The sequence below is a fragment of the Blautia sp. DFI.6.71 genome (assembly GCF_020593585.1).
Lineage (GTDB): Bacteria > Bacillota > Clostridia > Lachnospirales > Lachnospiraceae > Blautia_A > Blautia_A wexlerae.
In genome coordinates, this window is sequence record NZ_JAJDMJ010000004.1 from 65,946 (window position 1) to 92,016 (window position 26,071).

Below are 26,071 nucleotides of genomic sequence, written 5' to 3' on the forward strand. Positions count from 1 at the left end.
ATCAGTTAAATCCATAGAATTTCTGGCTGATTTTGTAGGCTGCCACTGACATTTTTCTTCCACCTCTTCCCGGAAGGTTCATGACTCTTCCGAAAAGACTGTGACGCAGTTTTCTGTATACCTGTTTATTCTCTGTCCTGATATATTCCAGAAGTTCTTTCTTCTTCTGAAGGGACTCTTCTGTATTGGCACGTATCAGCATAATGGAAGAAATAGTTGTAATAATATCCAGATAGCTGAACATATACGCTTTCAACTGCTTATTTGTATTTTTACAGTTGATATATGCATCTACCATGAGTTTGTTTACCCGGATCTGCTGGTCAATACGTTTGATCATCACTTTCTCATTTACAGACTGGTCATCTCTCCCGATAAAATAACGGTAGAAATTCACATCCAGATAATACAGATTCTTTACATACGGAAGAGGTTCAAAAGCAAATAGATTGTCTACATAAAATGTATGCTTCGGCAGTTCCAGATTGCATTCATGAAGCAGTTTTGTACGATAGATCATGGAGTGCATCAGAAGATATTTACCTTTCGGCATGTGTTTCACTTCTTCCCATCCAAATATTCTGTCCTGCGGCAGGCATTTGCGGTACTGCATGATTTTCTTACGGGTTGCGCCCTGTTTCTCATATACAAAATTACTGATCAGAAGGTCAACTGTCTGTGGACCTCTGAGCAGTTCATATAAAGTTTTCAAAATCTGTACATACGCTTCTTTATTTACCCAGTCATCACTGTCCACTACCTTGAAATACAATCCTGTAGCATTTCTGATCCCTGCATTGACAGCTTCTCCATGACCACCATTTTCCTGATGGATTGCCTTTACAATTGTCGGATATTTCCTGGCATAGTCATCTGCAATCTCAGCAGTTCTGTCAGAAGATCCGTCATCTACTATAAGAATCTCTACTTCTTCTCCTCCCACCAGTAATGACTCTATACAACTCTCCATATAATCCTGGGAATTATAACATGGAATCGCAATACTTAACAGTTTCATCTTGTTTCCTCCTTGATATACTTTGCATACGCTCCAAAAGCAGATGGAATTGCGTATTGTTTACCTGACTGTTCTTTACTTACAAAAATGAGTTCTTTATCCTGTGTTGTCTTTAGGGATGATACCTTTATTCTGTATGCCTGCATTCTCCATTCAATATGGGAGAAAATATGTTTCGCAGGCGGAAGTTCTTCTATATATAATGGATCAAGTCCCAACTCTTTTACGTACAAAAGCGCATCTTCGCTTTTTAAATGTCCCTGAATATTTGGCAGTTCATATAAGCCTGCCAAAAGTCCTTTCTCAGGTCTTTTCCTGATAGCTGTGCATTCTCCGTCCTGAATGATAAACACAGTCCTGTTGTCCTGTGTTCTGGCTTTCTTAGGTGCTTTTACAGGAATCATATCCGCTTTATCATGTCTGTGAGCCAGACAGGTAAATGCAATCGGACATTCTGCACATTTCGCCTGACCGTTGGGAACACATATCACAGCTCCCAGTTCCATCAGTGCCTGATTAAAGTCTCCCGGACAATCTGAGGGCATGATCTGCGAAACCTGCTGTTCTATTTTTCTGCGGACAGACTGCCGGCTGATGTCTTCCGTACTCTCTGTAATTCTGGAAATCACACGCAGTACATTCCCGTCTACAGCCGGAACCTTTTCCCCATATGCGATCGATGCAATGGCACCGGCTGTATAACTTCCTATTCCCTTTAACGACAAAAGCGCCTGATAATCTTCAGGCAGTCTGCCATTATATTCATCTTTTACAGTTTTCGCCGCTTCCTGCATGTTCCGAACGCGGTTATAATATCCCAGTCCCTCCCATAACTTCAGAAGTTTCTCTTCAGGACATTCCGCCAGTGACTGAATATCCGGGAGTTCTGTGATAAATCTCTGAAAATAGGGTTTCACTGCCTCCACTCTGGTTTGCTGCAGCATAATCTCCGACACCCATGTATAATAAGCATTGTCCTTATCTCTCCATGGAAGAATCCTCTTATTATCCCTGTACCATTTTACCAGAGGCCGCACAATCTCTTCAAGTACCATAATTTATCTTTTCCTCGTTTATTTACTGTTCACTCCATTCTCAGTAACGCCGCCAAAATTCATTTCAGATTACCTGTGGCAATTGGATTTTGGCCTGTATGTCATTTTATCACAAAACAGAAAAAAACGCTAATACATAAAAATAAAAAGGACCGTACACATTTTACCGTATCTCGATCCTTCTTGTCTTATTCATTATTTTTTACATTTTAATTTCAAATAACACACAAGCCCGACAATAATGATCAGAAGTGCTGCTATGTAAGCTATTTTAAAGGCCAGTGCTGTAGTAAAAAGATCTATAGCAGAAACAACGCCAATCAAAATAAGCGCAACTCCACTTGCTTTTGCCATCTTCTCTTCATCATAAAGCTTCTTACTGATGTCCGAGTTTCCACCTTTCAGGAAAATATCCCCATGTCCTGTCAGAAGCATTATTCCTACTATGAAAGCGGCAATTGTCAGTATGATGTTTAAAGAATCAAAATTCATAACCTTCCCCTTTCTTTCTGCATTTTACCATACAGAACCTTTTTTCTTTTTATAGAAATCCGGGACTATTGTTTCGCATACAATGATCCCGGAATATCCATACCTGTTTTTATTTTTCAGAAAACTGTTCAATGCCTCCAATTAAAAGATTACAGAAAAGTAATTCCTGATCAATATTAATAGAAACATACGATTGGAATATTGCAGTCAATAATATTATAAAGTTCTGCTGCTTTCTCCGGCGGCATATTGATACATCCATGCGAACCGCCTTCCATGAAACGATCTCCACCAAAGTATGGCTGCCAGTTTGCATCATGGAAACCAATACCGCCATTAAACGGCATCCAGTACGTTACCGGCTGTTCATATTCGTATTTACCATTTGCCAGCTGTTTACCTCTGAGCACATCCGGGCTCTTCTTATAATAAATCGTATAAATACCGGCCGGAGTCTGACGGTCAGAATATCTCATATCACCGGAAACAATATCTGACTCAAAGATATCTTCTCCGTTCTGGTAGAAATACATATGCTGTTCGGACAGATCCACTTCAATATAAGTATTTCCTATATCATTGTAACCATGTGCATTGGCTGTCATAGAATAAACCGGCTCTCTGGTTGTCTGTGTCCCTGACTGGATTTCCTGTGTCAGCTGTGCAACCTCTGAAACCTGGTCTATCTGCCATCCATATGCAGAACCGTATACACTGACAGTTCTCCCACTTGTTGTCTGGAACTCTCTTTCAGTTCCCACCGTATCATGGGCCGCTGCAAGCTGCGCCACATAATCTGCGATGTGCTGTCTGAAAGATGTATCATCCATGATCAGCTGTCCTTTTTCATCAAAATTCAGCCAGTCCTTGATCGTATTTCCATCCAGGGTTTCCGTTTCATCTCCAAAAGTATACGTAATGCTTGCTTTTGTGAAATTGTTACATGCATTAAGAGACGCCTGCAGATCCGGATTGTCGCTGGTAATATCTGCTTTTACATACACGTCCGGCTCACTGTCGAAATCAACCGAAGTTTTATTTCCCGAAACAGCTTCCGAAAGCACGTTATAAGCATTTTTCAAATCCAGCTTACTTCCCTCTGTCTCCGGAACAATCTCAAACTGCGAATCTCCATATGCGACATATGCATTCTCAGGAGCTACCTGATTCTCTTTCTGTGCACAGTTAAGTGCCTTCACCTGTTTTTTCAGCTTTTCTTTATCGTAAGTCGTGTTCTCAGCGGCTGTATAGCTCTTCTTTTCAAAAAAACCTCTGATCCATTCATAAGGTTTCTGATCTTTCAAAAGTTTCAGAACACTTCCATCAGAAACATAACTATAGCCGATCTGATCTCCGCTGATCGTCTGCGGATCCAGATTTCTGGAATCAACCTCTATGGAATAGTTCTCTACTGTCTTCGCAATCTTCTGTTCTGCCTCATAAGCAGTTTTACCCGAACAGTCAATACCATTGATCGATGTTCCTTCAAAGAATTTATCCGAATAATAATATGACATACCCGCATATGCAGCTCCGGTGCTTACAATAACCATTGCCACTGCGATTCCTGTAATCTTCAATCCTTTATGCTTCTTTCGGACAGGTGGTTCATAAGGTGCAAGATCTTCATCATTGATCGGTACATACGAAATTCTCCCCGGTCTTGCGGATTTATGGCGTCTGCCAGTTGTTTCCTTACTGCCATTTGGGACTGTGTTGTTTTTTTCCTCTTTGTTGCCCATCTATTTTCTCCTCAACATAAATGTTACCGTTCATTTTTCCTGAAGCCTATTACTTTTGAATCATATTATTGTTGATTCGGTTAATTAAGAGGCTTGCTATGATTCTTAATAATACGCTTCACAATACACAGAGTTTATGTACTAATCACATAAACCTGCGCTGCATGTTTCATTATAACATAATTCTTCCAATTTGCACCTACTATTCACCTTTTTCTCATTTTTTATTACTGTTTGCAGGTAATATCCCCGAAAAATGTTTTCTTTGACAAATCCCTTGTGATTTTTCTTATTTTTACAGGCCAAGTCTGCGTTTCATATCCTTCATCACATAGAAATACATGACGATCAAAAGTCCTCCGGCAAGCACCCATGCCATCGGACTGGCCATACATGCTCCAAAGTAACTCTTATGAGCTGCCGCGACCATAGCAGTGATTCCACGTCCTGCCAGTTCTGCAACACCGGCAAGCATTGGAAGCAGTCCGTATCCCATGCCCTGGATACCATTCCTGAGTGCATTGACAAAGTGAAGTGGTATGAAAAATACTGCCACGCATTTCACATAAGTATCAACCATAGGAATGACTTCTGCGGCATTATCTGAAATAAACAGATAAGACAAATATTTGCCAAAGAAGAAAATAATCACACCTGTAACAATGGCATAGGTAATTCCTATAATATGCGCACTGTTAAATCCCTGTCTGACTCTGTCCAGTTTACGCGCTCCTATATTCTGTGCATTATATGTTGCCATTGTTGTTCCGATTGCAACATATGCCTGGGTAAAAATATTCTCAATCTTATTTCCTGCCGTAAATGCCGCTACTGCATAGGAACCAAGAATATTCAGTGCAGACTGTACCATCATGGTTCCGATCGCAGTGATGGAATACTGCAGTCCCATGGGAATGCCCACAAGAATTTCTTTTTTGGCAATCTCTGAACGAAATCTCCAGTCATCCGCCTTCAGTCTCAATTCCGGTACGTATTTTATGATATAAATCAGGCAAAGCACTCCGGATACTCCCTGTGCTGTGATCGTTGCCCAGGCAGCCCCGGCGACTCCCATATGGAAAACAATAATAAACGTCAGGTCAAGTACTATATTCAAAAGTGCCGCCAGAATCAGGAAATACAAGGGTGTCTTACTGTTTCCCAGTGCTCTCAGAATACTGGCCAGGATATTATATAATACCTGTGCAAAAATACCTCCGCATATGATCATAATGTAGGTATATGCATCCTGAAAAATATCCTCCGGTGTATGCATTAATGTCAGAAGCGAGTGCATTCCCACCATACTGACAGCCGTCATTATAACCGAAATGATAATTGAAAGTAACGCCGCATTTCCCACTGACTGACGCATCTCATCCATCTTTCCTGCACCGAATTTCTGTGAGGTCAGAACTGTAAAACCGGCTGTCAGTCCCATAAGAAAACCTATGATCAGAAACATGATCGTTCCTGTTGAGCCAACCGCTGCCAGCCCTTTTGTTCCTACAAATTTTCCTACGATTATGGCATCTGCCATGTTGTAAAACTGCTGGAATACATTACCTATAAATACAGGTATCGTAAAGTCAAGTATCATCTTCATTGGTTTCCCAACTGTCATGTCTGTCTGCATTCCAATAAACCCTCCCAATCCTTTTTTAATCCTCTTTATTTGCTATTTTCGATATCTGTTTTATCAGATATCAGAGCGATTATAGTTGAAAAAATTTTCCATTTCAAGATGTGTTTTTTAATTCCATGATTTTCTACATAATCACCAAAAACAAACAAAAAACCCTCTGATTTGTGTCAGAGGGTTTCGTCAATATCACGAACTGCTGATGTCTGCAAAGCAGTTCTCACAGTTTTTGTATTATATTATTTCTCTACAAGAAGTGATTTTCCTGTCATTTCCGCAGGCTGTTCCATTCCCATAAGCTGGATCAGTGTAGGAACGATATCTGCAAGACATCCGTTCTCGCGCAGTGTATATTTCGGATCTGCATTTACCAGAATAAATGGTACAGGATTTGTTGTATGTGCAGTCCACGGAGCACCTGTCTCATAATCGATCAGCTGTTCTGCATTTCCATGGTCAGCACAGATAAACATCTGTCCGTCCACTTCCTTAAGAGCCTCTACTGCTTTGCCAACACATTCATCAACAGTTTCCACTGCTTTGATGGCAGCTTCCTGTACGCCTGTATGTCCAACCATATCCGGGTTTGCAAAGTTGATCACGATCACATCATATTTGTCAGATTTGATCGCATCTACCAGTTTCTCGCAAACCTGAGGTGCACTCATTTCCGGCTGAAGATCGTAGGTTGCAACCTTCGGAGATTTAACCAGAATTCTGTCTTCTCCTTTGTTCGGCTCTTCCACACCGCCGTTGAAGAAGAATGTAACATGTGCATATTTCTCTGTTTCAGCAATACGCGCCTGAGTCATATTGTGTGCTGCAAGATACTCACCAAATGTATTGTGAAGCTGAACCTTGTGGAATGCAACCTGTTTATTCTGAATGGTATCATCGTAATCTGTAAAGCATACGAAAGTAACCTGTGGTCTTGCTTTTCTTTCAAATCCCTGGAAATCATCATCACAGAATGCTCTTGTGATCTCACGTGCGCGGTCAGGACGGAAGTTAAAGAATACAACAGAATCTTTATCAGATACAACACCTGTCGGCTGTCCGTCTTTCTCGATAACTGTAGGAAGAACAAACTCATCTGTCTTATCATTGTCATAGGAAGCCTGAACTGCTGCCGGGGCATCTGTTCCCTTTACGCCTTCTCCTGATGTAAGAGCATTGTATGCCAGTTCTACACGATCCCAGCGGTTATCACGATCCATTGCATAATAACGTCCGGAAACAGTAGCAATCTCACCTACACCGATCTTCTTCATCTCTGCTTCAAGAGCCTCTACAAACTCTTTACCTGATGCAGGAGGTGTGTCACGACCGTCAAGGAAACAATGTACGTAAACCTTCTCAACGCCCTCTCTCTTAGCCATCTCAAGTAATCCATAAAGATGTGTATTATGACTGTGCACACCACCATCAGAAAGAAGTCCCATGAAATGTACTGCAGAGTTATTCTCTTTTGCGTTCTTCATTGCTGCAAGAAGAGCTTCATTCTTAAAGAAATCACCGTCCTGGATTTCTTTTGTGATTCTGGTAAGTTCCTGATATACGATACGGCCTGCGCCCATATTCATATGTCCTACTTCAGAATTACCCATCTGTCCGTCCGGAAGACCTACTGCCAGTCCGCTTGCGTTTCCTTTTACAAATGGATATTCTGCCATCAGCTTGTCCATAACCGGTGTTTTAGCCAGATATACAGCGTTTCCTTCCTTTTTGTCATTCAGACCATATCCATCAAGAATCATTAATACGGTTGGTTTTTTACTCATAATGTTCTCCTTTTATGTTTATTCATAATTGATAACTGTTTTGCTGATATCAGAAGCAGAAAACTGATCATCTCTGCACAATAAAACTTTTATATCTGACATCTCTTATATAGTATCAAAATCTCAGGATTTTTCAATTCTTTTTTTGTATCTGTTTCATTTTCAGTTACTGTTCACTCCGTTCTCAGTAACGTTGCCAAAATTCATTCCAAATTGCCTACGGCAATGGAATTTTGGCTTGTATGTCTCGGGATTTTGGCATATTCATGCCAAAACACCTCGCGGAATAGTGGTGTGTGAACAGTAACCATTTTCATTACTATATATATGAAAAGAACAGTAACTTATTTTCCATATACACGAATGATCGTTGAAATCTTTCTTACGGAATCCCTGTTTCTCAGTTCTTCGATGGCAGTTCTAAAATCACCTTCTCTTACCTTCTCAGTGATCACAACTACTTCCGCACACCCTTCCACCTTGGTATCTTTCTGGATAATCTGTGCAACACTGACCTGATATTTGGCAAAAATAGCAGTCATCTCGGCAAGAACACCGCAGCGATCCTCTACTTTGAGACGGAGGAAATAACGGTTATGTGTATCTTCCATTTTCTTAACAGGGATATTCTTGTAACAGGTACATCCGATTCTGCCGCAGCATCCTGCAAGAATATTTCTCACAATATCAAATACATCACCCACAACTGCACTGGCTGTAGGAAGTTCTCCTGCTCCTCTTCCGAAGAACATGGCATCTTCCACTGCATCTCCATGGACAAATACTGCATTATAGGAATCATTTACAGTTGCAAGCGGATGGGAACTGGGGATCAGCATCGGGCACACATATGCTTCAATTCCGTCTGCTTCGTTTCTTGCAACACCCAGAAGCTTGATATCACGTCCCATTTCTTTCGCATAATGAATATCTTTTGATGTGATCTTGGCAATTCCCTCTGTATATACATCGTTAAATACCACACGTGAGTTAAATGCCACAGATGCAAGGATCGCTACCTTACGTCCTGCATCCAGACCTTCGATATCAGCAGTCGGATCAGCCTCCGCATATCCAAGTTCTGTTGCAAGTGCCAGGGCATCCTTAAACTCCATACCTTCCTGAGTCATCTTTGTCAGAATAAAGTTTGTGGTTCCGTTTACAATACCCATAACTTCTGTCATGTGATTTCCTGCCAGACACTGTTTCAATGGTCTGATGATCGGAATACCACCTGCTACTGCTGCTTCAAACAGAAAATCCACTTTACTCTCATGTGCCGCATCCAGAAGCTCATGACCATGTACTGCGATCAGATCCTTGTTTGCAGAGACTACATGCTTACCGGCTTTTAATGCAGAAAGGATATACTCTTTTGCAGGATTAATCCCACCCATCAGTTCAATCACAATCTCAATCTCCGGATCATTTATAATCTCATCCCACTGGCTGGTGAGCAAAGAGGCATCTTCTATCTTCGCTGCTGCCTTCTCTATATTTCTCACAAGGATTTTCTTTATCTCAACTTTACAGCCAATCTTGGCCGACATTTCCTTTTCCTGATTCTTCAGTACCTTATATACACCTGTTCCTACTGTTCCAAATCCTAACAGTGCGGCTTTGATGACATTTTCATTCATTTTGCAGGATTCCCCTTTCGTTTTCGTTGGTTTTTATAGTATGGCAGAATTTCCTATTTGTCAAGTTTGTCTGCATTTTTAAGCAAAATCTTTATCATATTTTCCAGTTCTTTGTTCCGTCTGCGAAGCCATCTCACATACCATAATATCCCCACTCCTGCCACCCAGGCAGAAATACAGAATATTCCATCCAGGATCATATAAACAGTTCTCTCTGTCCCCCTGGCAGGGGCTCCACTCAGGAAGCAGTAATACATTGCCACTGATATGCAGGCTGCGGCCACGCCTTCCATTATCTTTCTGATCGTCTTCATTATATCACTTTCCTTCTCAATAGTGTCTTTATAAAGACACTGTTACAAGACCTATTTTAACCCGATAATAAATATGAATCAAGAACAAATCGGACGGTTATTACATATGATAAGCTATAGAAAATTATGGAAGACTATGAAGGAGCGGAAAATCAGCCAGTATGCCCTGTACACTCACTATGGCATAAGCACTTCTTTTCTGGATAAACTCCGTCATAATGAAAATGTGGAAATCCGCAGTCTTGATATCTTATGTTCAATCCTTGACTGCGATTTCGGTGATATTGTAGAACACATTCCGGATAATGCTGAACCTGAGGAAAAATAATTTTTTCGGGTTCAGCATCAATATGATGTAGTTGTGTCCTTTCGTAGAACTATTTGTTCTTTTTATGTTCGGGAAAAAGGTATTTTACCCCTAACCTGATATCTTCTCATATCTATAATATATTTTGCTTATCATATCCTGCAGAAAGTCAGGCGGATATTCGCAATCTCCACAGGGGACTTACCTGATTCGGTTAAAACATTATTTATAATGTTATCCTATAAGTCCATTCACAAAAACATAAGATTTTTTCATTTATTTATGATATACTTATTACTGTCTCCTTCGTTCTCAGTAACGCAGACTTATCTATGGCATTCTCTTCAGGCGCATAATATCATCCGCTTCGCAATTTATCAGTTAAATAGTGCGTTCAGGAGACTTGCTGCAGATTTACAAAATATTTTTACCTGAAAGGATCGTAGTATATATGAAATATGATGTAGTGATCATCGGCGCAGGACCTGGCGGTATTTTCTCTGCCTATGAACTGATGAAACAAAATAACGATTTAAAGATTGCTGTTTTTGAGGCTGGAAATCCTCTCAGTAAAAGACATTGCCCAATTGATGGTGACAAAGTAAAAACCTGTATCAAATGTAAAACCTGTGCCATTATGAGCGGCTTTGGCGGTGCCGGTGCTTTCTCTGACGGCAAATACAATATCACAAATGATTTCGGCGGAACACTTTATGAACATATTGGAAAGAAAGACGCTCTTGACCTGATGCGTTACGTAGATGAGATCAATGTTGCCTACGGCGGACAGGACACAAAAATGTATTCTACAGCCGGAACCAAATTCAAAAAACTTTGTATGCAGAACAAATTAAAGCTTCTGGATGCTTCCGTACGTCATCTGGGAACAGACATTAACTATGTGGTTCTTGAGAACTTATATGCAAAATTAAAAGAGCATGTTGATTTTCATTTCAACACTCCTGTAGAACGTCTGGAAGTACTTGAAGACAGATACCGTATCATCACAAAGAATGATACCACTGACTGCAACAAATGCATTGTATCCGTAGGCAGAAGCGGAAGCAAATGGATGGAACAGATCTGTAAAGAACTTGATATCCCAACCAAATCAAACCGGGTAGACCTGGGTGTACGTGTAGAACTTCCTGCTGTTATCTTCTCACACCTGACAGACGAACTGTATGAGAGTAAGATTGTCTACAGAACAGAAAAATTTGAAGATAATGTGAGAACTTTCTGTATGAATCCTTACGGTATCGTTGTAAACGAAAATACAAACGGCATTGTCACAGCAAACGGCCACAGCTATGAAGATCCGTCCAAACAGACAGAGAATACAAACTTCGCACTGCTGGTAGCCAAACATTTCTCCGAGCCATTTAAAGACAGTAATGGATATGGCGAAAGCATTGCTCGTCTTTCCAATATGCTGGGCGGCGGTGTGATCGTACAGCGTTTCGGCGATCTGGTGCGCGGAAGAAGGAGTACGGTTGCACGTATCGAAGAAGGTATGGTACGGCCTACTCTCGCAGCTACTCCCGGTGATCTGAGTCTTGTTCTCCCGAAACGTATCCTTGACGGAATCATTGAAATGATTTATGCTCTGGATAAAATCGCTCCCGGGACAGCTAATGACGACACCCTCCTCTATGGTGTGGAGGTTAAGTTCTATAATATGGAAGTTGATATTGATGAAAATCTGGAAAGCAGATACAAGGGACTGTATATCATTGGAGACGGAAGCGGTGTAACCCATTCCCTGTCCCATGCTTCTGCAAGCGGTGTATATGTAGCACGCCAGATTGTTGAGAATCTGTAAAAGACCGGATTTCTTCTGATGGATACCTCTAACTACAGCAATCAATAACCTTAAAGTCCCCATCTGTCTCTTACAGTTGAAACAGATAGGGACTTGTTTATTATATTTTCTGGTATGCCATCCATTTATCCATTCCCAGACGTTCAAATGAACCGCAGTACTGAAATCCGCATTTTTCCAGAAGTTTCTGCATGGGGATGTTATCGCTGTATGTATCCATACGGAGATTCAGTGTCTGAGCATAGGCCCAGTTCAGACAGAATGATGCGGCTCCTCTTACTATTCCTGTGGACGCTACCCTGTGAACTACTCCATAGGGTTCTTCATTCAGCCATTTTCCATTAATTTCTTTATAATCTTCATCTTCTTCCGCCGCATAATAGAAAACACAGGCAATCCGCCCTTCTGACATACACAGATACATTTTATCAATATCATGCTCTATCAGTTCTGCTGAGGGGTAATCTTCACCCCACTGTTCTGCATTGCCATTTTCTCTCATAAATTTGCGGGCTTTATCATAAACTTGCATGATCTGCCCAAGATCCTGCACTGATGCTTTTCTTATTTCCATGAAACCTTCCTTTTCTTTTGGTATTTATATTCTTTTAGTATTTGTATTCGTTTTGATTTTTCGTCTGTTTCTCAAATTTTTTCGTCAAAAGACAAATATTTTCACAATGGTCTGTAAAACTGAACATATCTACCGGCTGTATTTTTCTCACATCATAGCCATGTTTTGTCAAATACTCCAGATCTCTTGCCAGTGTTTCCGGTCCACAGGAGATATATACGATTCTTGATGGATTCAGTTTGATAACAGAGGACATAAACTTTTTATCACTGCCTGTACGTGGCGGATCCATAAACACAACATCTGCATGTTCTCCGTTTTCTGCCATGTTTTCCATAAATTCTCCTGCATCTCCCTGATAGAAACGTGCATTTGTAATCTTATTTTCCTTTGCATTGATTCTGGCATCGCGGACTGCATCCGGATTTAACTCCACACCAATGACATTCTTTGCCCGCTTTGCGGCTACAAGTCCGATTGTTCCTATTCCGCAGTATGCATCTATCACTGTTTCTTTTCGTCCAAGCCCCGCATATTCAATTGCTGTCTTATACAGAATTTCTGTCTGTACAGGATTTACCTGATAAAAAGACTGCGGAGAAATGCGGAATGTACATCCGCAGAGCGTATCCCGGATATATCCTTTTCCATAAATGACGATATCACGCTCACCCAGTACCATACTGGTCTTCTTATCATTGACGTTAAGCACAACTGTTGTAATCTGTGGGTATTTCTTTCTCAGAGCTTTCACAAAATTATTTTTTGAAGGAAAGATCGGGGAACCAATCACAAGAACCACCATGATCTCATCTGTGGAAAACCCTCTTCTCACCAGCACATGGCGCAAAAGTCCATATCCTGTGTCCTCATCATATGTTTTGATTCTAAAAGATTTCAGCATATCCCGAATTGTACGGATGATTTCCTGACTGATCTTATCCTCGATCATGCACTCTTCTATCGGAACAACCTTATGTGTTTTCGCTTCGTAGGTTCCACAGATAATATTACCTTTTTTATCCCTGTCAAATACTGCATGAACTTTATTTCTATAATAAAAGGGATCATCCATTCCCATGATTGGTTTTACATTTGCAAACTTTCCAAGAAGCTTCTTCATCCTTTTCTGCTTGGCGGCAAGCTGTTCTTTATAAGGAACACCCTGATACTGACAGCTTCCGCATTTCTTTGATACACTACATTTTGTTACTTTTTCTTCCATAAAATATTAACCTGCTTTCTATAATTACACATTTTTTACATTATATCAGCGAAAATGGATTCCCGCAATCAGACAATCTTTATTTATCTGTCAATTTCCTCTCCGAATGTCGAAAAAACAGGGATTCTGTCGAAATGTTTTTGACTGATTTCTGTTGAAACTTGTAGACGAATGTAGAAAAATATGATATAGTTTATACATACAAAAGAGAAAATCATCGAATTGCCAAAGAGAAAAAAATTTATATCACCAAGGATAAAAACTCAGAAATACTCCAAAATACAAAAGATAAAATACATGAACTAAATACACCTGATAAATAGTCAAAATACAAAAGTATCGAGGCATTCCTTTCGTGCAAAAGAGATTTACCCAAAGTACAAAAGAAACAGCTTACAGCAGATTTTTACACCAGATAAAAAAGACAGTTTCAGTAATGAAGCTGTCTTTTTCTTTATACATATTAATTTCATAAGATACTATGTGTCTGACATAGCCAAACAAATATTCGCAACAGCAATTAAAGCAGGTAACTTACCTGCTTCAACTATAACAATCCCCTGAATACAATCCAATCAGTAAAATTACCAATTTTCCTGTATTCAGGGGCATTATATTATTTCTCGTTTGGACACAAAGATTATCTGCTTATAATCAGTTTTTTATTCTTATTTGTAATTTACGATCTTTCCGAAATCAGCTTTCAGAGAAGCACCACCTACAAGGCCGCCATCGATATCGTTCTGAACGAATAAGTCAGGTGCTGTTGCAGGATTTACAGATCCGCCATACTGGATACGGATTGCTTCTGCTGTTGCTTCATCATAGATTTCAGCGATGCATGCACGAATACCTGCGCATACTTCCTGAGCCTGCTCAGTTGTAGCTGTTTTACCTGTTCCGATTGCCCAGATTGGCTCGTAAGCGATAACTGCTGTCTTAGCCTGATCTGCTGTAACACCCTGGAATCCAACTTTAACCTGCTGACGGATGAAATCCATTGTCACGCCCTGTTCTCTCTGAGTAAGAGTTTCGCCACAGCACATGATAGGTGTAATTCCATGTTCGAAAGCTTTGAGAACTTTCTTGTTAACATCTTCGTTTGTTTCTCCGAAGTATTCTCTTCTTTCGGAATGTCCGAGAACAACATATTTAACTCCGGCATCTACGAGCATTGCAGGGGAGATTTCTCCTGTGTATGCACCTTTCTCTTCAAAGTACATGTTCTCAGCACCAACCTGGATGTTTGTTCCCTTAGCAGCTTCTACAACCGGGATGATATCGATTGCAGGTACGCAGAATACTACGTCTACTTCATCGTTAACTACTAATGGTTTTAATGTTTCTACTAATTTAACGGCTTCGCTTGGTGTCATGTTCATTTTCCAGTTACCAGCGATAATTTTCTTTCTTGCCATGATGATTTATCTCCTTAGTATCCCTGTGGGATGTTATTATATTCTTATTTATCGTTTGCTGCTGCAACACCCGGGAGTTCTTTTCCTTCCAGGAATTCAAGAGATGCACCGCCACCTGTGGAGATGTGTGTCATCTTGTCGCCATAACCAAGGATGTTAACTGCAGCTGCAGAATCACCACCACCGATAATAGTTGTGGCATCTGTTTCAGCAAGTGCTTTTGCAACAGCTTCTGTACCATGAGCGAAGTTTGGCATTTCGAAGCAGCCCATCGGTCCATTCCAAACAACTGTCTTAGCATCTTTTACAGCGTCAGCGAAAAGCTTCTCTGTTTCCGGTCCGATATCCATTCCTTCCCATCCGTCCGGAATCTCACCACGTTTAACAACCTGGATATTACAGTCATTAGAGAAGTTATCACCGATTCTGTTATCTACCGGAAGAAGAAGTTTCACACCTTTGTCTTCTGCTTTCTTCATCATGTCCAATGCATACTGAAGATAATCATCCTCACAAAGAGATGTTCCGATATGTCCACCCATAGCTTTTGAGAATGTGTAAGACATACCACCACCAATGATAAGAGTATCTACTTTATCAAGAAGGTTATTGATTACAGAAATCTTGCTGGAAACCTTAGCTCCGCCAAGGATAGCAACAAACGGTCTCTCAGGATTGTTCACTGCATTTCCAAGGAAATCGATTTCCTTCTGCATTAAGTAACCAACAACTGCTGTATCAACATATTTGGTCACACCAACATTAGAGCAGTGTGCTCTGTGAGCTGTACCAAATGCATCATTAACAAATACATCACAAAGAGAAGCAAGTTCTTTGCTGAATTCGTCTCCGTTCTTTGTTTCTTCTGCGCGATAACGTGTGTTCTCAAGTAAGATAACATCTCCGTCTTTCATCTCAGCTACTGCTGCTTTTGCGTTAGGTCCTACTACTTCAGGATCTGCTGCAAACTTAACTTCCTGTCCTAATAATTCGGAAAGACGTTTTGCAACCGGTGCAAGAGATAATTCCGGTTTCGGCTCTCCCTTCGGTTTTCCAAGGTGGGAGCAGAGGATAACCTTTCCGCCGTCAGCGATCAGCTTCTTGATTGTAGGAAGAGCTGCAACCAGACGGTTCTCATCTGTGATCTTTCCATCCTGAAGAGGAACATTGAAGTCACATCTTACAAGAACTTTTTTGCCTTTTACATTGATATCATCAACAGATTTTTTATTCAGCATTTGTGGTGCCTCCTTAATAATATTCTTTAACAGTTACTGCATATCTGTAAACAGTAACTTATTGATTTCCTGCTGTCATTCCAGACCACGCGAAAAGGGTCCGGTCCAAATCAGACCGGACCCTTCGTTGGAGTCTATTCCTTTACACTTACTGAAAATTAAGCGTTCAGTAATTTACCAAAGTGTTTGATTGTACGAACCATCTGGCTTGTGTAGGAGTTCTCGTTGTCATACCAGGAAACTACCTGTACTTCTGTTGTGCCATTCTCAAGTGGAAGAACCATTGTCTGAGTAGCATCGAACAGAGAACCAAATCTCATACCAACGATATCGCTGGATACGATTTCATCTTCGTTGTATCCGAAGGATTCATTAGAAGCTGCTTTCATAGCTGCGTTGATCTGTTCTTTTGTTACGTTTCCTTCAACAACTGCTGTTAAGATTGTTGTAGAACCTGTTGGGGTAGGAACACGCTGAGCAGATCCGATAAGTTTACCGTTCAGTTCCGGAATAACAAGACCGATAGCTTTAGCAGCACCTGTGCTGTTAGGAACGATGTTAACTGCAGCTGCACGAGATCTTCTTAAATCACCTTTTCTCTGTGGTCCGTCAAGTGTCATCTGATCGCCTGTGTAAGCGTGGATTGTGCACATGATACCGGATTTGATTGCAGCAAGATCATTTAATGCTTTAGCCATTGGAGCTAAGCAGTTTGTTGTACAGGAAGCTGCGGAGATGATGTGATCTTCTTTTGTAAGAGTTTCATGGTTTACATTGTAAACGATTGTCTTAAGATCGTTTCCAGCCGGAGCGGAAATGATAACGTGTTTAGCACCTGCATCGATATGAGCCTGAGCTTTGTCTTTGGATGTATAGAATCCTGTACACTCAAGAACTACGTCTACACCGATTTCTCCCCATGGAAGTTCAGCAGCGTTAGCTTTTGCGTAAATTTTGATTTCTTTTCCGTCAACTGTGATGGAATCTTCTCCTGCTGTTACTGTATCTGCAAGAGCATATTTTCCCTGTGTTGAATCATATTTTAATAAGTGAGCAAGCATTTTAGGAGATGTTAAATCGTTGATTGCTACGATTTCAAATCCTTCTGCTCCAAACATCTGACGGAATGCAAGACGTCCAATACGTCCAAAACCATTAATTGCAACTTTTACTGCCATGATAAAATTCCTCCTATGAATTAAGTGGTTAATTATGGTAATCCTTTGTTTGTTAAAGAATCATCAACCTGTAATGTATTGTACATAATTCTAAACAAAAATTCAAGACCATTTTCCAAAAAACAGATAAAAATTAAGTAAAAAATGTAAATTATATGTTATACTGTGTATACAGTGCTTTATGAATACACTGATCCGGGCCTGTAATTGTGATATTTCAGGTGCAGATATATCCATTTAAGAGGACACAGTATTCATTTATAATATATCACACGCAAATATAACAGTACTGTTTTTACAGAAGAAAGGACTGAAATTATGGACAGACAAATATTGTGGGATTGTCATATGCACTCTTCTTTTTCTGCTGACTCGGATACGCCTATGGAAGTTATGATCCATCGCGCCGTTGAAACGGGACTACAGGGAATTACTTTTACGGAACATCTGGATCCGGATTACCCTGTTACTCCGGACAATCTGGATTTTTCTCTGGATATTCCGGCTTACAAAGAAAAGCTGGCTGAACTTTCAGATATGTATAAGGATAAAATTCAGGTACGTTTCGGAATTGAACTGGGACTGCAGATGCATCTGGGAGAATATTTTGACTCACTTCTCTCTCAGACACCTTTTGATTTCGTTATCGGTTCATCCCATCTTGTCCATGGGTATGATCCTTATTACCCGGAATTTTTTGAAGGACGTAAGGAATTTTTATGTTATATGGAATATTTTGAATCCATTCTTGAAAACATTTCCGCATATGACGGATTTGATGTTTACGGACATATTGATTATGTTGTCCGTTATGGTCCTAACAAGAACCGGGAATATTCTTACGGACGGTATAAAGATATTCTGGATGAGATTCTGAAGAAACTGATTTCCATGGGAAAAGGCATCGAACTTAATACAGGCGGATATCATTATGGTCTTGGAGAACCCAATCCATGTACTGCCGTAATAAGGCGCTATAGAGAACTTGGCGGAGAGATCATCACCATCGGAGCAGATGCGCATACTCCGGATAAAATCGCCTGTGCATTTGATAAAGCTGCCCGTGTACTGGAAGCCTGTGGTTTTCGTTACTATACAATCTTCAAAGACCGTAAACCGGAATTTATTTCTCTGTAAAACGTGTCAGTACTTGCCTATATGGCAGTTCCTATAATATAATATTACATATGATTTCAGAAGCCCAATTTCCAAACTGCTCCAAATACTGTTTCTCTGGTCTGCATCATAGCTGATCATGATAAAAAACTGACAGCAGATATGGAAATTGCAGCTTTCTGTATATATTCGTAACTGTCCGGTGTCTCCATATTTATGTTTTATATGTCCCGACACTGCCCGGTTACTGTATTTTTCATAAACCAGGGAGGAATATTATGGCTAAAAAAAGACTCCAGAAGAAACGTTCTTCATCAACAGTCAGAAAGCAGGAATCAGAAATTTTACAAGTGACTACTTCCAAAACTGAGCCTGTCAGAGTTGAAACTTCTAAAGTAGAACCTGTTAAGGTCGAGACTTCCAAAGTGGAACCTGTTAAGGTCGAGACTTCTAAAGTAGAACCTGTTAAGGTCGAGACTTCTAAAGTAGAACCTGTTAAAGTCGAGACTTCCAAAGTGGAACCTGTTAAACTGGACGTTCCTGTTGATCTTACTTTATATAACGAACGTTTTCAGAAACATTATGATGAGCTGAAATGGTTATATTGCGAATTATATCAGGATCGTGATGATGTCATGACCTATCTGCATGATCTTACTTCTAATATGGAAGCTTTCTATAACAGCAGAAATTCAGCATTAAAGGCATCTGATAAAAAGCGTGAGGCTGATCCGGACTGGTATAAACGCAATGACCTTGTAGGCATGATGATGTATGTAAACAATTTTGCACATACTTTAAAAGGTCTGGAGGAACATCTGGATTATGTGGAAGAATGCAATGTCAATTATCTTCATCTGATGCCTCTGCTCGCATCTCCGAAAGGAAAAAGTGACGGTGGTTACGCAGTAGCTGACTTCCGCACAGTGCAGCCTGAGCTTGGTACTATGGAGGACTTTTCAGAGCTTACCTCCAAATGCCATGAACGCGGCATCAACATCTGCCTTGATTTCGTTATGAACCATACTTCCGAAGAGCATGAGTGGGCAAAACGGGCTCGCGCAGGTGAAAAAGAATACCAGGACCGTTATTTCTTCTTTGATACCTACGATGTTCCTGCTCTCTATGAGAAGACCTGTCCACAGGTATTCCCAACTACCGCACCGGGCAACTTTACATGGCTGGATGACCTTCACAAGCATGTCATGACTACTTTCTATCCATACCAGTGGGATTTAAACTACAGAAATCCTGTTGTGTTTAACGAAATGGTCTACAATATGTTATATCTGGCAAACCAGGGTGTTGACATCGTACGTCTCGATGCAGTTCCTTATATCTGGAAGCAGCTTGGAACAAACTGCCGCAACCTGCCACAGGTTCACACAATCGTACGTATGATGCGTATGATCTGCGAGATCGTGTGCCCGGGAGTCCTTCTTCTCGGAGAGGTTGTCATGGCTCCTGAAAAAGTTGTTCCATATTTCGGTACACTTGAAAAGCCGGAATGCCATATCCTGTATAACGTTACTACTATGGCAAGCACCTGGCACACAGTTGCAACCAAAGATGTATCTCTGCTCCGCAGACAGCTGGATATTCTGGGATCTCTTCCAAAAGAGTACATCTTCCAGAATTATCTGCGTTGCCACGATGATATTGGCTGGGGACTGGATTATGATTTCCTGAAGAATTTCTCAATCGATGAGGTTTCTCATAAGAAATTCCTGAATGATTTCTTTACAGGCAAATATCCGGATACATTTGGCCGCGGTGAACTTTACAATGATGACCCGCGTCTGGGTGATGCAAGACTTTGCGGTACTACCGCATCTCTGTGTGGCATTGAGAAATATGGTTTTGAAGGAAATGTAGCTGGTGTTGACAGAAGTGTGCGCTATGACATCACACTTCATGCATTTATGCTTTCCCAGTCAGGTATCCCTGTAATCTACAGCGGAGATGAGATTGGTCAGGTAAACGACTATTCTTATAAAGATGATCCTGACAAGGCAGTTGATTCCCGCTATCTTCACAGAGGAGAATTCAACTGGTCACTTGCTCCAAACAGAAATATCGCAGATACAGTACAGGGAAAACTTTTCCACGCACTGGATCATCTGGAACATATTAGAAGTTCACACAGCGTTTTTGATACAACAGCTGATCTTCGTACAATCGATACCTGGGATTCTTCTATCCTTGCAATCGTACGCGAAAATGCAGAGGAGAAATTCATCGGAATCTATAACTTCAGCGATCAGGATAAGGTTGCATGGATCAACGAAGATGACGGCATATACACTGATCTTATCTCAGGACATGAGATGGAAGCTAAAGGTGTTATGATCCCTGCATTTGGATGCTTCTGGCTGTGCAGAAAGAAATAAACCATTAATCTGCATAACGCAGACCGCATAATGCAAACGAGGACAATCTGCATATTTTACAGATTGTCCTCGTTTTTTACTTCTGGACTCTTTCCAAAAATCTTGCAAAAAATCCTTTATTTTCATCTTCTCTGTCCAGTGACTTCTCATAAATCCTCCTGATCCATTCTGTAATAGTTTCGATCAGGATTGGAGAGAATGTCATCAGTACAAATACCAGAATGATCATTCCAAATTCCAGAGAACCCAGTGTCAGCAAATCCTGCAATACAACCGCACTTATAAAAAATGCAAACTGCATTCCATAAATGATCACTTTTCTGTATGTGTTCAGCGGCGAATAAACTGTACGCAGTGCAGACATATAGTTCCACCCCGTAACCAGAACACAGGCTGTATTAAGCATGACGTTGGAATGGTATACATCCTGACAGACCAGCATGATCGTAAATACACATCCTGTAATGGTTACTGCCGCAGGAAATGCATTCATAAATACGTGCCTCAGGAATGTATGGTCAATCTTATTGTAATTATTCTCCTGTGTCAGAAGAAATGTAGGAATTCCCACTGCGCAGGCACTGATCAGTGACATCTGGATTGGTTCAAAGGGATATGCATCTCCAAAGAAAATTGTGATCAATGACAGTAAAACAGAAAAAATTGTTTTGATCAGAAACATGGATGCCGCACTTCTGATATTGTTTACAACACGACGGCCCTGATTTACAATATGAGGCATTGCCCCGAAATTAGAATCAAGAAGAACGACATTTGCAATATTTTTAGCTGCATCGCTTCCTGCTGCCATGGCAATACTGCAGTCTGCTTCCTTGAGTGCAAGTACGTCATTTACACCGTCACCGGTCATCGCAACTGTATGCTTCTGTGACTGAAGAGCCTGTACCATCTGTTTCTTCTGCTGAGGTGTTACACGCCCGAATACACTGCACTCTGCAACTGCACGCTGCATTTCTTCCGAAGTTTTGATTGTTGTTGCATCGATATAATGATTGGCATTTTTCAGTCCTGCTTTCTTTGCAATCGCAGAGACAGTCACAGGATCATCTCCTGAGATAACTTTAAGGTCAACTCCCTGGCTGTCAAAAAAAGCCAGAGTATCCGGTGCTTCCTCACGTATCACGTCAGTGATGAGAAACAGTCCCAACGGTTCAAGTCCTGTCGGGCGTTCCGTTCCTTTTGTCTCCTGTTCACTGTGAGCCAGAACAAGGATACGGTATCCCTCCTGTGCGTAACTGCTGCAATGTTCCAGAAGTTCTTCATTTCCTTCCGGAAAAAGGAACTGTGCAGCTCCCATCAGATAAGTTCCTCTTCCTTCAAAAACAGCACCACTGTATTTCCTGTCTGAGGAGAAAGGAATGGCATGGATCAGTTTCAGGTCATTTCTTGAAGGAAAGCGCTTTCTCAGCGCATCTGCTGTTGCATTCTGATCATGAAGAACTGACATCATATTTCCCATAATGTGGTCAATTTCCTGAAGCTTCTGTCTTTCTTCCTGAGATACCGTTTCTGAGTTTACTGTTTCCTGTATCTGTCCGTTTTCCTTCTCTGCTGATACCGTAACCTCCGGTTTTAATGCTGACACATTCTGAACAGGCTCCCCTGTTTCCGGATCAAATTTTGCTGTATGTTGTACAACAGTTGTCTGTGCTGTATCATACAACTGCACATCTTCAACCTTCATGGTCCCTTCTGTGATCGTACCGGTCTTATCCAGACAGAGCGTGTCAACTCTCGCCAGCGTTTCAATACAGTAAAGCTCCTGCACAAGTGTCTTCTTTGTAGCAAGAACCATAGAACCCAATGTCAGTGCCACACTTGTCAGAAGTACCAGGCCTTCCGGGATCATTCCAAGTACTGCGGCAACCATATTTACCACAGAATCCTTCAGTGTATCTCCTACGATCATATATTGCTTGTAAAACAACATGGCACCAAGAGGCACGATAATGATACTGATCACCTTCAGAATCGCATTCAGAGAATTGCGAAGTTCCGAATTATGACGTTTAAATTCCTTTGCTTCACTTGTGATCTGCGATGCATAATTATCTTTTCCAACATGGATTACCTGACAGCAAGCTTCCCCTGATGTCACAAAGCTTCCTGAAAAAAGTTCGTCTCCCTGGCTTTTGGACAGATTGTCCGACTCACCGGTGAGTAGAGACTCGTTTACTTCTACAGTTCCCTCCAGTACCTTTACGTCAGCCGGAACCTGATCTCCTGTTTTCAGAAAGATCAGATCATCCAGAACCAGTTTCTCTGTGGAAATACTCCATTTCTTCCCCTCACGCAAAACTACTGTTTTACTCTCTGTAAGAATTGCAAGTTTGTCAATCGTCTTCTTTGCTCTGATCTCCTGAATAATACCTATCACTGTATTGATCAGAATGATTCCCATAAACATGGAGTTCTTATAAGATCTCACAAAAAGCACCAGAACAAGCAATGCAATATTTAAAAAGTTAAAAAATGTAAGCGTGTTTTCCAAAATGATCTGCTTGTAGGTTCTGGTATTCGGGTTCTCGTTGACATTAACTTTTCCTTCTGCAATCCTCTCCTGCACCTGTTCATTTGTAAGTCCTGTCATTTCTACCTCCTGCAGAAAATATTTATAGCAGCATCATATAATAAAAATTGCGGGAACTGCTTCACAAAATATCTTTTGTCCCTGGTATCATATAATGCCATAATATAAAGCACAGGGCAGATGATGAGTATCACCCGCCCCTTCTTTATAAATAACGATTTCAGATTACAAACAGATTCAGATTTTTTGCTATAATCAATATTCTTCTTCCTCTGCTTCTTCACCTTCGTGAATATCAGACTTTGGTTTCTTAAGACCTTTAATCTCAATATGATGCTTCTGTGCATAATCCCACAGAGCCGCATGGATTGCTTCCTCTGCAAGCAGGGAGCAGTGTACTTTTACAGGCGGAAGTCCGTCCAGGGCTTCCATAACTGCCTTATTTGTAACTTCCATAGCTTCTTCGATGGTTTTTCCCATTACCATCTCTGTTGCCATGCTGCTGGTTGCAACTGCCGCACCACATCCGAATGTTTTGAATTTGCAGTCTTTGATGATATGTGTTTCATCATCGATATCAAGAAAAATCCTCATGATATCACCGCATTTTGCATTTCCCACTGTACCTACGCCACTTGCGTTCTCTATTTCTCCTACATTACGCGGATGCTGAAAATGATCCATTACTTTTTCACTGTAAGCCATTTGTGTTTCCTCCTGTTATCCTGACTTTCTTTTAATATTATTTCTGTTGTAACTGCAAAAATACAAACAATTATCTTCTGTTTTGTTATTTATTCTGTTTTTTCATGAAATCTTCATATAATGGAGACATGCTTCTTAAGTGCGCTACAATTTCTTTCAATCTGTCCACTACGAAATCTACATCTTCCATTGTTGTCTCTTCGCTGAGTGTCATACGCAGAGAACCATGTGCAATCTCGTGCGGAAGTCCGATTGCAAGAAGTACATGGGACGGATCAAGAGAACCTGATGTACAGGCAGATCCGCTGGATGCACAGATTCCATAATTATCCAGCATCAGCAGGAGAGATTCGCCCTCAACAAACTGGAAGCTGACATTTACGTTATTCGGAAGACGTTTTATACGGTCACCGTTTACTTTTACATAAGGAATCTCTGTCTCAATTCTGTGGATCAGATGATCTCTGATAGCGATTTCTTTGTCAGTACGTTCTTTCATGGATGCATTTGCACGTGCTGCTGCTACACCGTATCCAACGATTCCCGGCACATTCTCTGTACCTGCACGACGTTTACGTTCCTGTGCACCGCCATGTACAAAGGAACGGATTTTTACGCCCTTACGAATGTAGAGGAAACCGATTCCTTTTGGTCCATTGATCTTATGTCCGCTGGAGCTTAACATATCAATATTGCATTCATCCACATTGATCGGAACCTGACAGAATGCCTGAACAGCATCTGTGTGGAAAAGCACTCCATGCTCTTTTGCGATACGTCCGATTTCCTTGATCGGCTGGATAGAACCAATCTCGTTGTTTGCAAACATTACAGAAATCAGGATTGTTTCCGGTGTGATTGCTTTCTCAAGTTCATCCAGTTTTACAATACCGTTCTCGTCTACATCTACATATGTGATCTTTGCGCCGCGTTTCTCCAGATATTCACAGGTATGGAGAATTGCATGATGCTCGATCTTTGTTGTGATGATGTGGTTTCCTTTTGCTTTATATGCCTCAAAGGTAGCCTTCAGAGCCCAGTTATCAGACTCGGAACCACCTGCTGTGAAATAAATTTCTTCTTTCTTTGCTCCAAGAACTTCTGCGATCTGCTCTCTTCCTTTGGTGATCGCCTCTTTGCTCTTGCCTGCAAAATCATAAATACTGGACGGGTTGCCATAATATTCTGAAAAATATGGCAGCATTGCCTGGACAACCTCCGGTGCTGTTTTAGTTGTTGCTGCATTGTCCAGATAAATCATTTTTCCCATTTTCTTGTCCTCCTGTTTTATTTAAGTATGTCCGGTACATTTTCTTCCATGCCCTGACTTTCCATTTTTTCTTCATGTACTCTTCTGCTTTCCTCGATCAGCTGACCAAGCATCAGGGTATCGACAGCGCTTGTAATACTGTCATTGATTCTCTTCCAGACGAGCTTTGCCACACATACATCACTGCCATGGCAGGTTCCGTCATTCTCAATCCCGGGACAGGCTGCTGCTTCCAGGCTGCCTTCCAGCACACGCAGGACTTCACCGACCGAGATCTCATCTGCCGGCTTGCCAAGCTGGTATCCGCCGTAAGCCCCTCTGCTGCTCTTTACAAGACCGGCCTTCTTAAGCATGGCCATAAGCTGTTCGAGGTAGCTTGTGGAAATATCCTGTCTCTCCGCAATACTCTGTAAAGATATCGCTTCATTCGCACTGTGCAAACCAAGATCTATCAATGCTTTCAAGCCATAACGGGCTCTTGTTGAGAGTTTCATTTTCTCACCTCGTTTTTTAATTCCCAGTGTTTCCCTCGGATTTCATGATTACTTTACCAGAAACAAACCGTTCTGTCAAGGCTGTTTTGTTCATATATT

The 26,071-nt window shown here is 41.0% G+C and carries 21 protein-coding genes; 4 read left to right on the forward strand and 17 right to left on the reverse strand.

The window, feature by feature from the left end:
- Position 1: 1 nt before the first annotated feature.
- From LJE12_RS03675 to LJE12_RS03710, 8 genes are all read right to left on the reverse strand, one after another.
- Positions 2–1,018: a glycosyltransferase family 2 protein gene (locus LJE12_RS03675; RefSeq protein WP_022381019.1), complete on the reverse strand. Its 1,017-nt coding sequence runs from the start codon at positions 1,016–1,018 to the stop codon at positions 2–4.
- Positions 1,015–2,073, reverse strand: a complete 1,059-nt coding sequence (mutY, locus tag LJE12_RS03680; protein ID WP_022381020.1) for an A/G-specific adenine glycosylase — start codon at positions 2,071–2,073, stop codon at positions 1,015–1,017. Before mutY ends, LJE12_RS03675 begins: the two co-directional genes overlap by 4 nt.
- Positions 2,074–2,268: 195 nt before the next feature.
- The gene (locus tag LJE12_RS03685; RefSeq protein WP_022381021.1) at positions 2,269–2,565 is read right to left on the reverse strand and encodes a DUF3784 domain-containing protein; all 297 of its coding nucleotides are present in this window, start codon (positions 2,563–2,565) and stop codon (positions 2,269–2,271) included.
- Positions 2,566–2,741: 176 nt separating this feature from the next.
- The gene (locus tag LJE12_RS03690; RefSeq protein ID WP_055057370.1) at positions 2,742–4,307 is read right to left on the reverse strand and encodes a L,D-transpeptidase family protein; all 1,566 of its coding nucleotides are present in this window, start codon (positions 4,305–4,307) and stop codon (positions 2,742–2,744) included.
- A gap of 295 nt (positions 4,308–4,602) precedes the next feature.
- Positions 4,603–5,943, reverse strand: coding sequence for an MATE family efflux transporter (locus tag LJE12_RS03695; protein ID WP_118339016.1), 1,341 nt, complete (start codon positions 5,941–5,943; stop codon positions 4,603–4,605).
- A gap of 245 nt (positions 5,944–6,188) precedes the next feature.
- On the reverse strand, positions 6,189–7,730 hold the full coding sequence (gene gpmI, locus LJE12_RS03700; RefSeq protein ID WP_173698550.1) for a 2,3-bisphosphoglycerate-independent phosphoglycerate mutase: 1,542 nt from the start codon (positions 7,728–7,730) through the stop codon (positions 6,189–6,191).
- Between the two features lie 344 nt (positions 7,731–8,074).
- Positions 8,075–9,370 (reverse strand): homoserine dehydrogenase, encoded by a 1,296-nt coding sequence (locus LJE12_RS03705; RefSeq protein WP_026648431.1) that lies wholly within the window; start codon positions 9,368–9,370, stop codon positions 8,075–8,077.
- Positions 9,371–9,423: 53 nt separating this feature from the next.
- The gene (locus LJE12_RS03710) at positions 9,424–9,684 is read right to left on the reverse strand and encodes a hypothetical protein (protein WP_055057373.1); all 261 of its coding nucleotides are present in this window, start codon (positions 9,682–9,684) and stop codon (positions 9,424–9,426) included.
- Between the two features lie 106 nt (positions 9,685–9,790).
- Between LJE12_RS03710 and LJE12_RS03715 the strand changes: the two genes are divergently transcribed.
- Together LJE12_RS03715 and LJE12_RS03720 are read left to right on the forward strand one after the other, a co-directional pair.
- Positions 9,791–10,012 (forward strand): helix-turn-helix domain-containing protein, encoded by a 222-nt coding sequence (locus tag LJE12_RS03715; protein ID WP_026648433.1) that lies wholly within the window; start codon positions 9,791–9,793, stop codon positions 10,010–10,012.
- 430 nt (positions 10,013–10,442) lie between these two features.
- The gene (locus LJE12_RS03720; RefSeq protein ID WP_022381024.1) at positions 10,443–11,813 is read left to right on the forward strand and encodes an NAD(P)/FAD-dependent oxidoreductase; all 1,371 of its coding nucleotides are present in this window, start codon (positions 10,443–10,445) and stop codon (positions 11,811–11,813) included.
- Positions 11,814–11,913: 100 nt separating this feature from the next.
- Here LJE12_RS03720 and LJE12_RS03725 read toward each other — a convergent pair whose 3' ends face one another.
- The 5 genes from LJE12_RS03725 to gap all read right to left on the reverse strand — a co-directional run bounded on the left by LJE12_RS03725 (position 11,914) and on the right by gap (position 17,446).
- Entirely contained in the window at positions 11,914–12,387 is a 474-nt protein-coding gene (locus tag LJE12_RS03725; protein ID WP_227226401.1) for a GNAT family N-acetyltransferase, read from the reverse strand.
- Between the two features lie 34 nt (positions 12,388–12,421).
- The gene (gene rlmD / locus LJE12_RS03730) at positions 12,422–13,612 is read right to left on the reverse strand and encodes a 23S rRNA (uracil(1939)-C(5))-methyltransferase RlmD (protein WP_118408906.1); all 1,191 of its coding nucleotides are present in this window, start codon (positions 13,610–13,612) and stop codon (positions 12,422–12,424) included.
- A gap of 668 nt (positions 13,613–14,280) precedes the next feature.
- Positions 14,281–15,030, reverse strand: a complete 750-nt coding sequence (gene tpiA / locus LJE12_RS03735) for a triose-phosphate isomerase (protein ID WP_022381027.1) — start codon at positions 15,028–15,030, stop codon at positions 14,281–14,283.
- Positions 15,031–15,074: 44 nt separating this feature from the next.
- Positions 15,075–16,268: a phosphoglycerate kinase gene (locus LJE12_RS03740; protein WP_008704060.1), complete on the reverse strand. Its 1,194-nt coding sequence runs from the start codon at positions 16,266–16,268 to the stop codon at positions 15,075–15,077.
- 158 nt (positions 16,269–16,426) lie between these two features.
- Entirely contained in the window at positions 16,427–17,446 is a 1,020-nt protein-coding gene (gap, locus tag LJE12_RS03745) for a type I glyceraldehyde-3-phosphate dehydrogenase (protein WP_008704062.1), read from the reverse strand.
- 318 nt (positions 17,447–17,764) lie between these two features.
- Between gap and LJE12_RS03750 the strand changes: the two genes are divergently transcribed.
- Together LJE12_RS03750 and LJE12_RS03755 are read left to right on the forward strand one after the other, a co-directional pair.
- Positions 17,765–18,583, forward strand: a complete 819-nt coding sequence (locus tag LJE12_RS03750; RefSeq protein WP_227226402.1) for a histidinol-phosphatase HisJ family protein — start codon at positions 17,765–17,767, stop codon at positions 18,581–18,583.
- A 257-nt stretch (positions 18,584–18,840) separates the two neighbouring features.
- Entirely contained in the window at positions 18,841–20,952 is a 2,112-nt protein-coding gene (locus tag LJE12_RS03755) for an amylosucrase (protein ID WP_118610833.1), read from the forward strand.
- Between the two features lie 76 nt (positions 20,953–21,028).
- On the opposite strand, the gene LJE12_RS03760 is transcribed toward LJE12_RS03755, so the two are convergent.
- The 4 genes from LJE12_RS03760 to LJE12_RS03775 form a co-directional block, all read right to left on the reverse strand.
- Positions 21,029–23,563: a cation-translocating P-type ATPase gene (locus LJE12_RS03760; RefSeq protein ID WP_022381066.1), complete on the reverse strand. Its 2,535-nt coding sequence runs from the start codon at positions 23,561–23,563 to the stop codon at positions 21,029–21,031.
- Positions 23,564–23,758: 195 nt separating this feature from the next.
- Entirely contained in the window at positions 23,759–24,208 is a 450-nt protein-coding gene (gene nifU / locus LJE12_RS03765; protein ID WP_008704067.1) for a Fe-S cluster assembly scaffold protein NifU, read from the reverse strand.
- Between the two features lie 85 nt (positions 24,209–24,293).
- On the reverse strand, positions 24,294–25,478 hold the full coding sequence (nifS, locus tag LJE12_RS03770) for a cysteine desulfurase NifS (protein ID WP_022381065.1): 1,185 nt from the start codon (positions 25,476–25,478) through the stop codon (positions 24,294–24,296).
- 17 nt (positions 25,479–25,495) lie between these two features.
- A complete protein-coding gene (locus LJE12_RS03775; RefSeq protein ID WP_022381064.1) occupies positions 25,496–25,972 on the reverse strand; it encodes an RrF2 family transcriptional regulator in 477 nt (158 codons plus the stop codon).
- Positions 25,973–26,071: the final 99 nt, after the last annotated feature.

Coding starts and splice junctions, on each gene's coding strand:
- LJE12_RS03755 (WP_118610833.1), top strand. CDS start 18,841: ATGGCTAAAAAAAGACTCCAGAAGAAACGTTCTTCATCAACAGTCAGA.
- LJE12_RS03775 (WP_022381064.1), bottom strand. CDS start 25,972: ATGAAACTCTCAACAAGAGCCCGTTATGGCTTGAAAGCATTGATAGAT.
- LJE12_RS03740 (WP_008704060.1), bottom strand. CDS start 16,268: ATGCTGAATAAAAAATCTGTTGATGATATCAATGTAAAAGGCAAAAAA.
- mutY (WP_022381020.1), bottom strand. CDS start 2,073: ATGGTACTTGAAGAGATTGTGCGGCCTCTGGTAAAATGGTACAGGGAT.
- LJE12_RS03750 (WP_227226402.1), top strand. CDS start 17,765: ATGGACAGACAAATATTGTGGGATTGTCATATGCACTCTTCTTTTTCT.
- LJE12_RS03695 (WP_118339016.1), bottom strand. CDS start 5,943: ATGCAGACAGACATGACAGTTGGGAAACCAATGAAGATGATACTTGAC.
- LJE12_RS03685 (WP_022381021.1), bottom strand. CDS start 2,565: ATGAATTTTGATTCTTTAAACATCATACTGACAATTGCCGCTTTCATA.
- gap (WP_008704062.1), bottom strand. CDS start 17,446: ATGGCAGTAAAAGTTGCAATTAATGGTTTTGGACGTATTGGACGTCTT.
- tpiA (WP_022381027.1), bottom strand. CDS start 15,030: ATGGCAAGAAAGAAAATTATCGCTGGTAACTGGAAAATGAACATGACA.
- LJE12_RS03690 (WP_055057370.1), bottom strand. CDS start 4,307: ATGGGCAACAAAGAGGAAAAAAACAACACAGTCCCAAATGGCAGTAAG.
- LJE12_RS03760 (WP_022381066.1), bottom strand. CDS start 23,563: ATGACAGGACTTACAAATGAACAGGTGCAGGAGAGGATTGCAGAAGGA.
- nifS (WP_022381065.1), bottom strand. CDS start 25,478: ATGGGAAAAATGATTTATCTGGACAATGCAGCAACAACTAAAACAGCA.
- LJE12_RS03720 (WP_022381024.1), top strand. CDS start 10,443: ATGAAATATGATGTAGTGATCATCGGCGCAGGACCTGGCGGTATTTTC.
- nifU (WP_008704067.1), bottom strand. CDS start 24,208: ATGGCTTACAGTGAAAAAGTAATGGATCATTTTCAGCATCCGCGTAAT.
- LJE12_RS03715 (WP_026648433.1), top strand. CDS start 9,791: ATGATAAGCTATAGAAAATTATGGAAGACTATGAAGGAGCGGAAAATC.
- LJE12_RS03725 (WP_227226401.1), bottom strand. CDS start 12,387: ATGGAAATAAGAAAAGCATCAGTGCAGGATCTTGGGCAGATCATGCAA.
- LJE12_RS03705 (WP_026648431.1), bottom strand. CDS start 9,370: ATGAATGAAAATGTCATCAAAGCCGCACTGTTAGGATTTGGAACAGTA.
- rlmD (WP_118408906.1), bottom strand. CDS start 13,612: ATGGAAGAAAAAGTAACAAAATGTAGTGTATCAAAGAAATGCGGAAGC.
- LJE12_RS03675 (WP_022381019.1), bottom strand. CDS start 1,018: ATGAAACTGTTAAGTATTGCGATTCCATGTTATAATTCCCAGGATTAT.
- LJE12_RS03710 (WP_055057373.1), bottom strand. CDS start 9,684: ATGAAGACGATCAGAAAGATAATGGAAGGCGTGGCCGCAGCCTGCATA.
- gpmI (WP_173698550.1), bottom strand. CDS start 7,730: ATGAGTAAAAAACCAACCGTATTAATGATTCTTGATGGATATGGTCTG.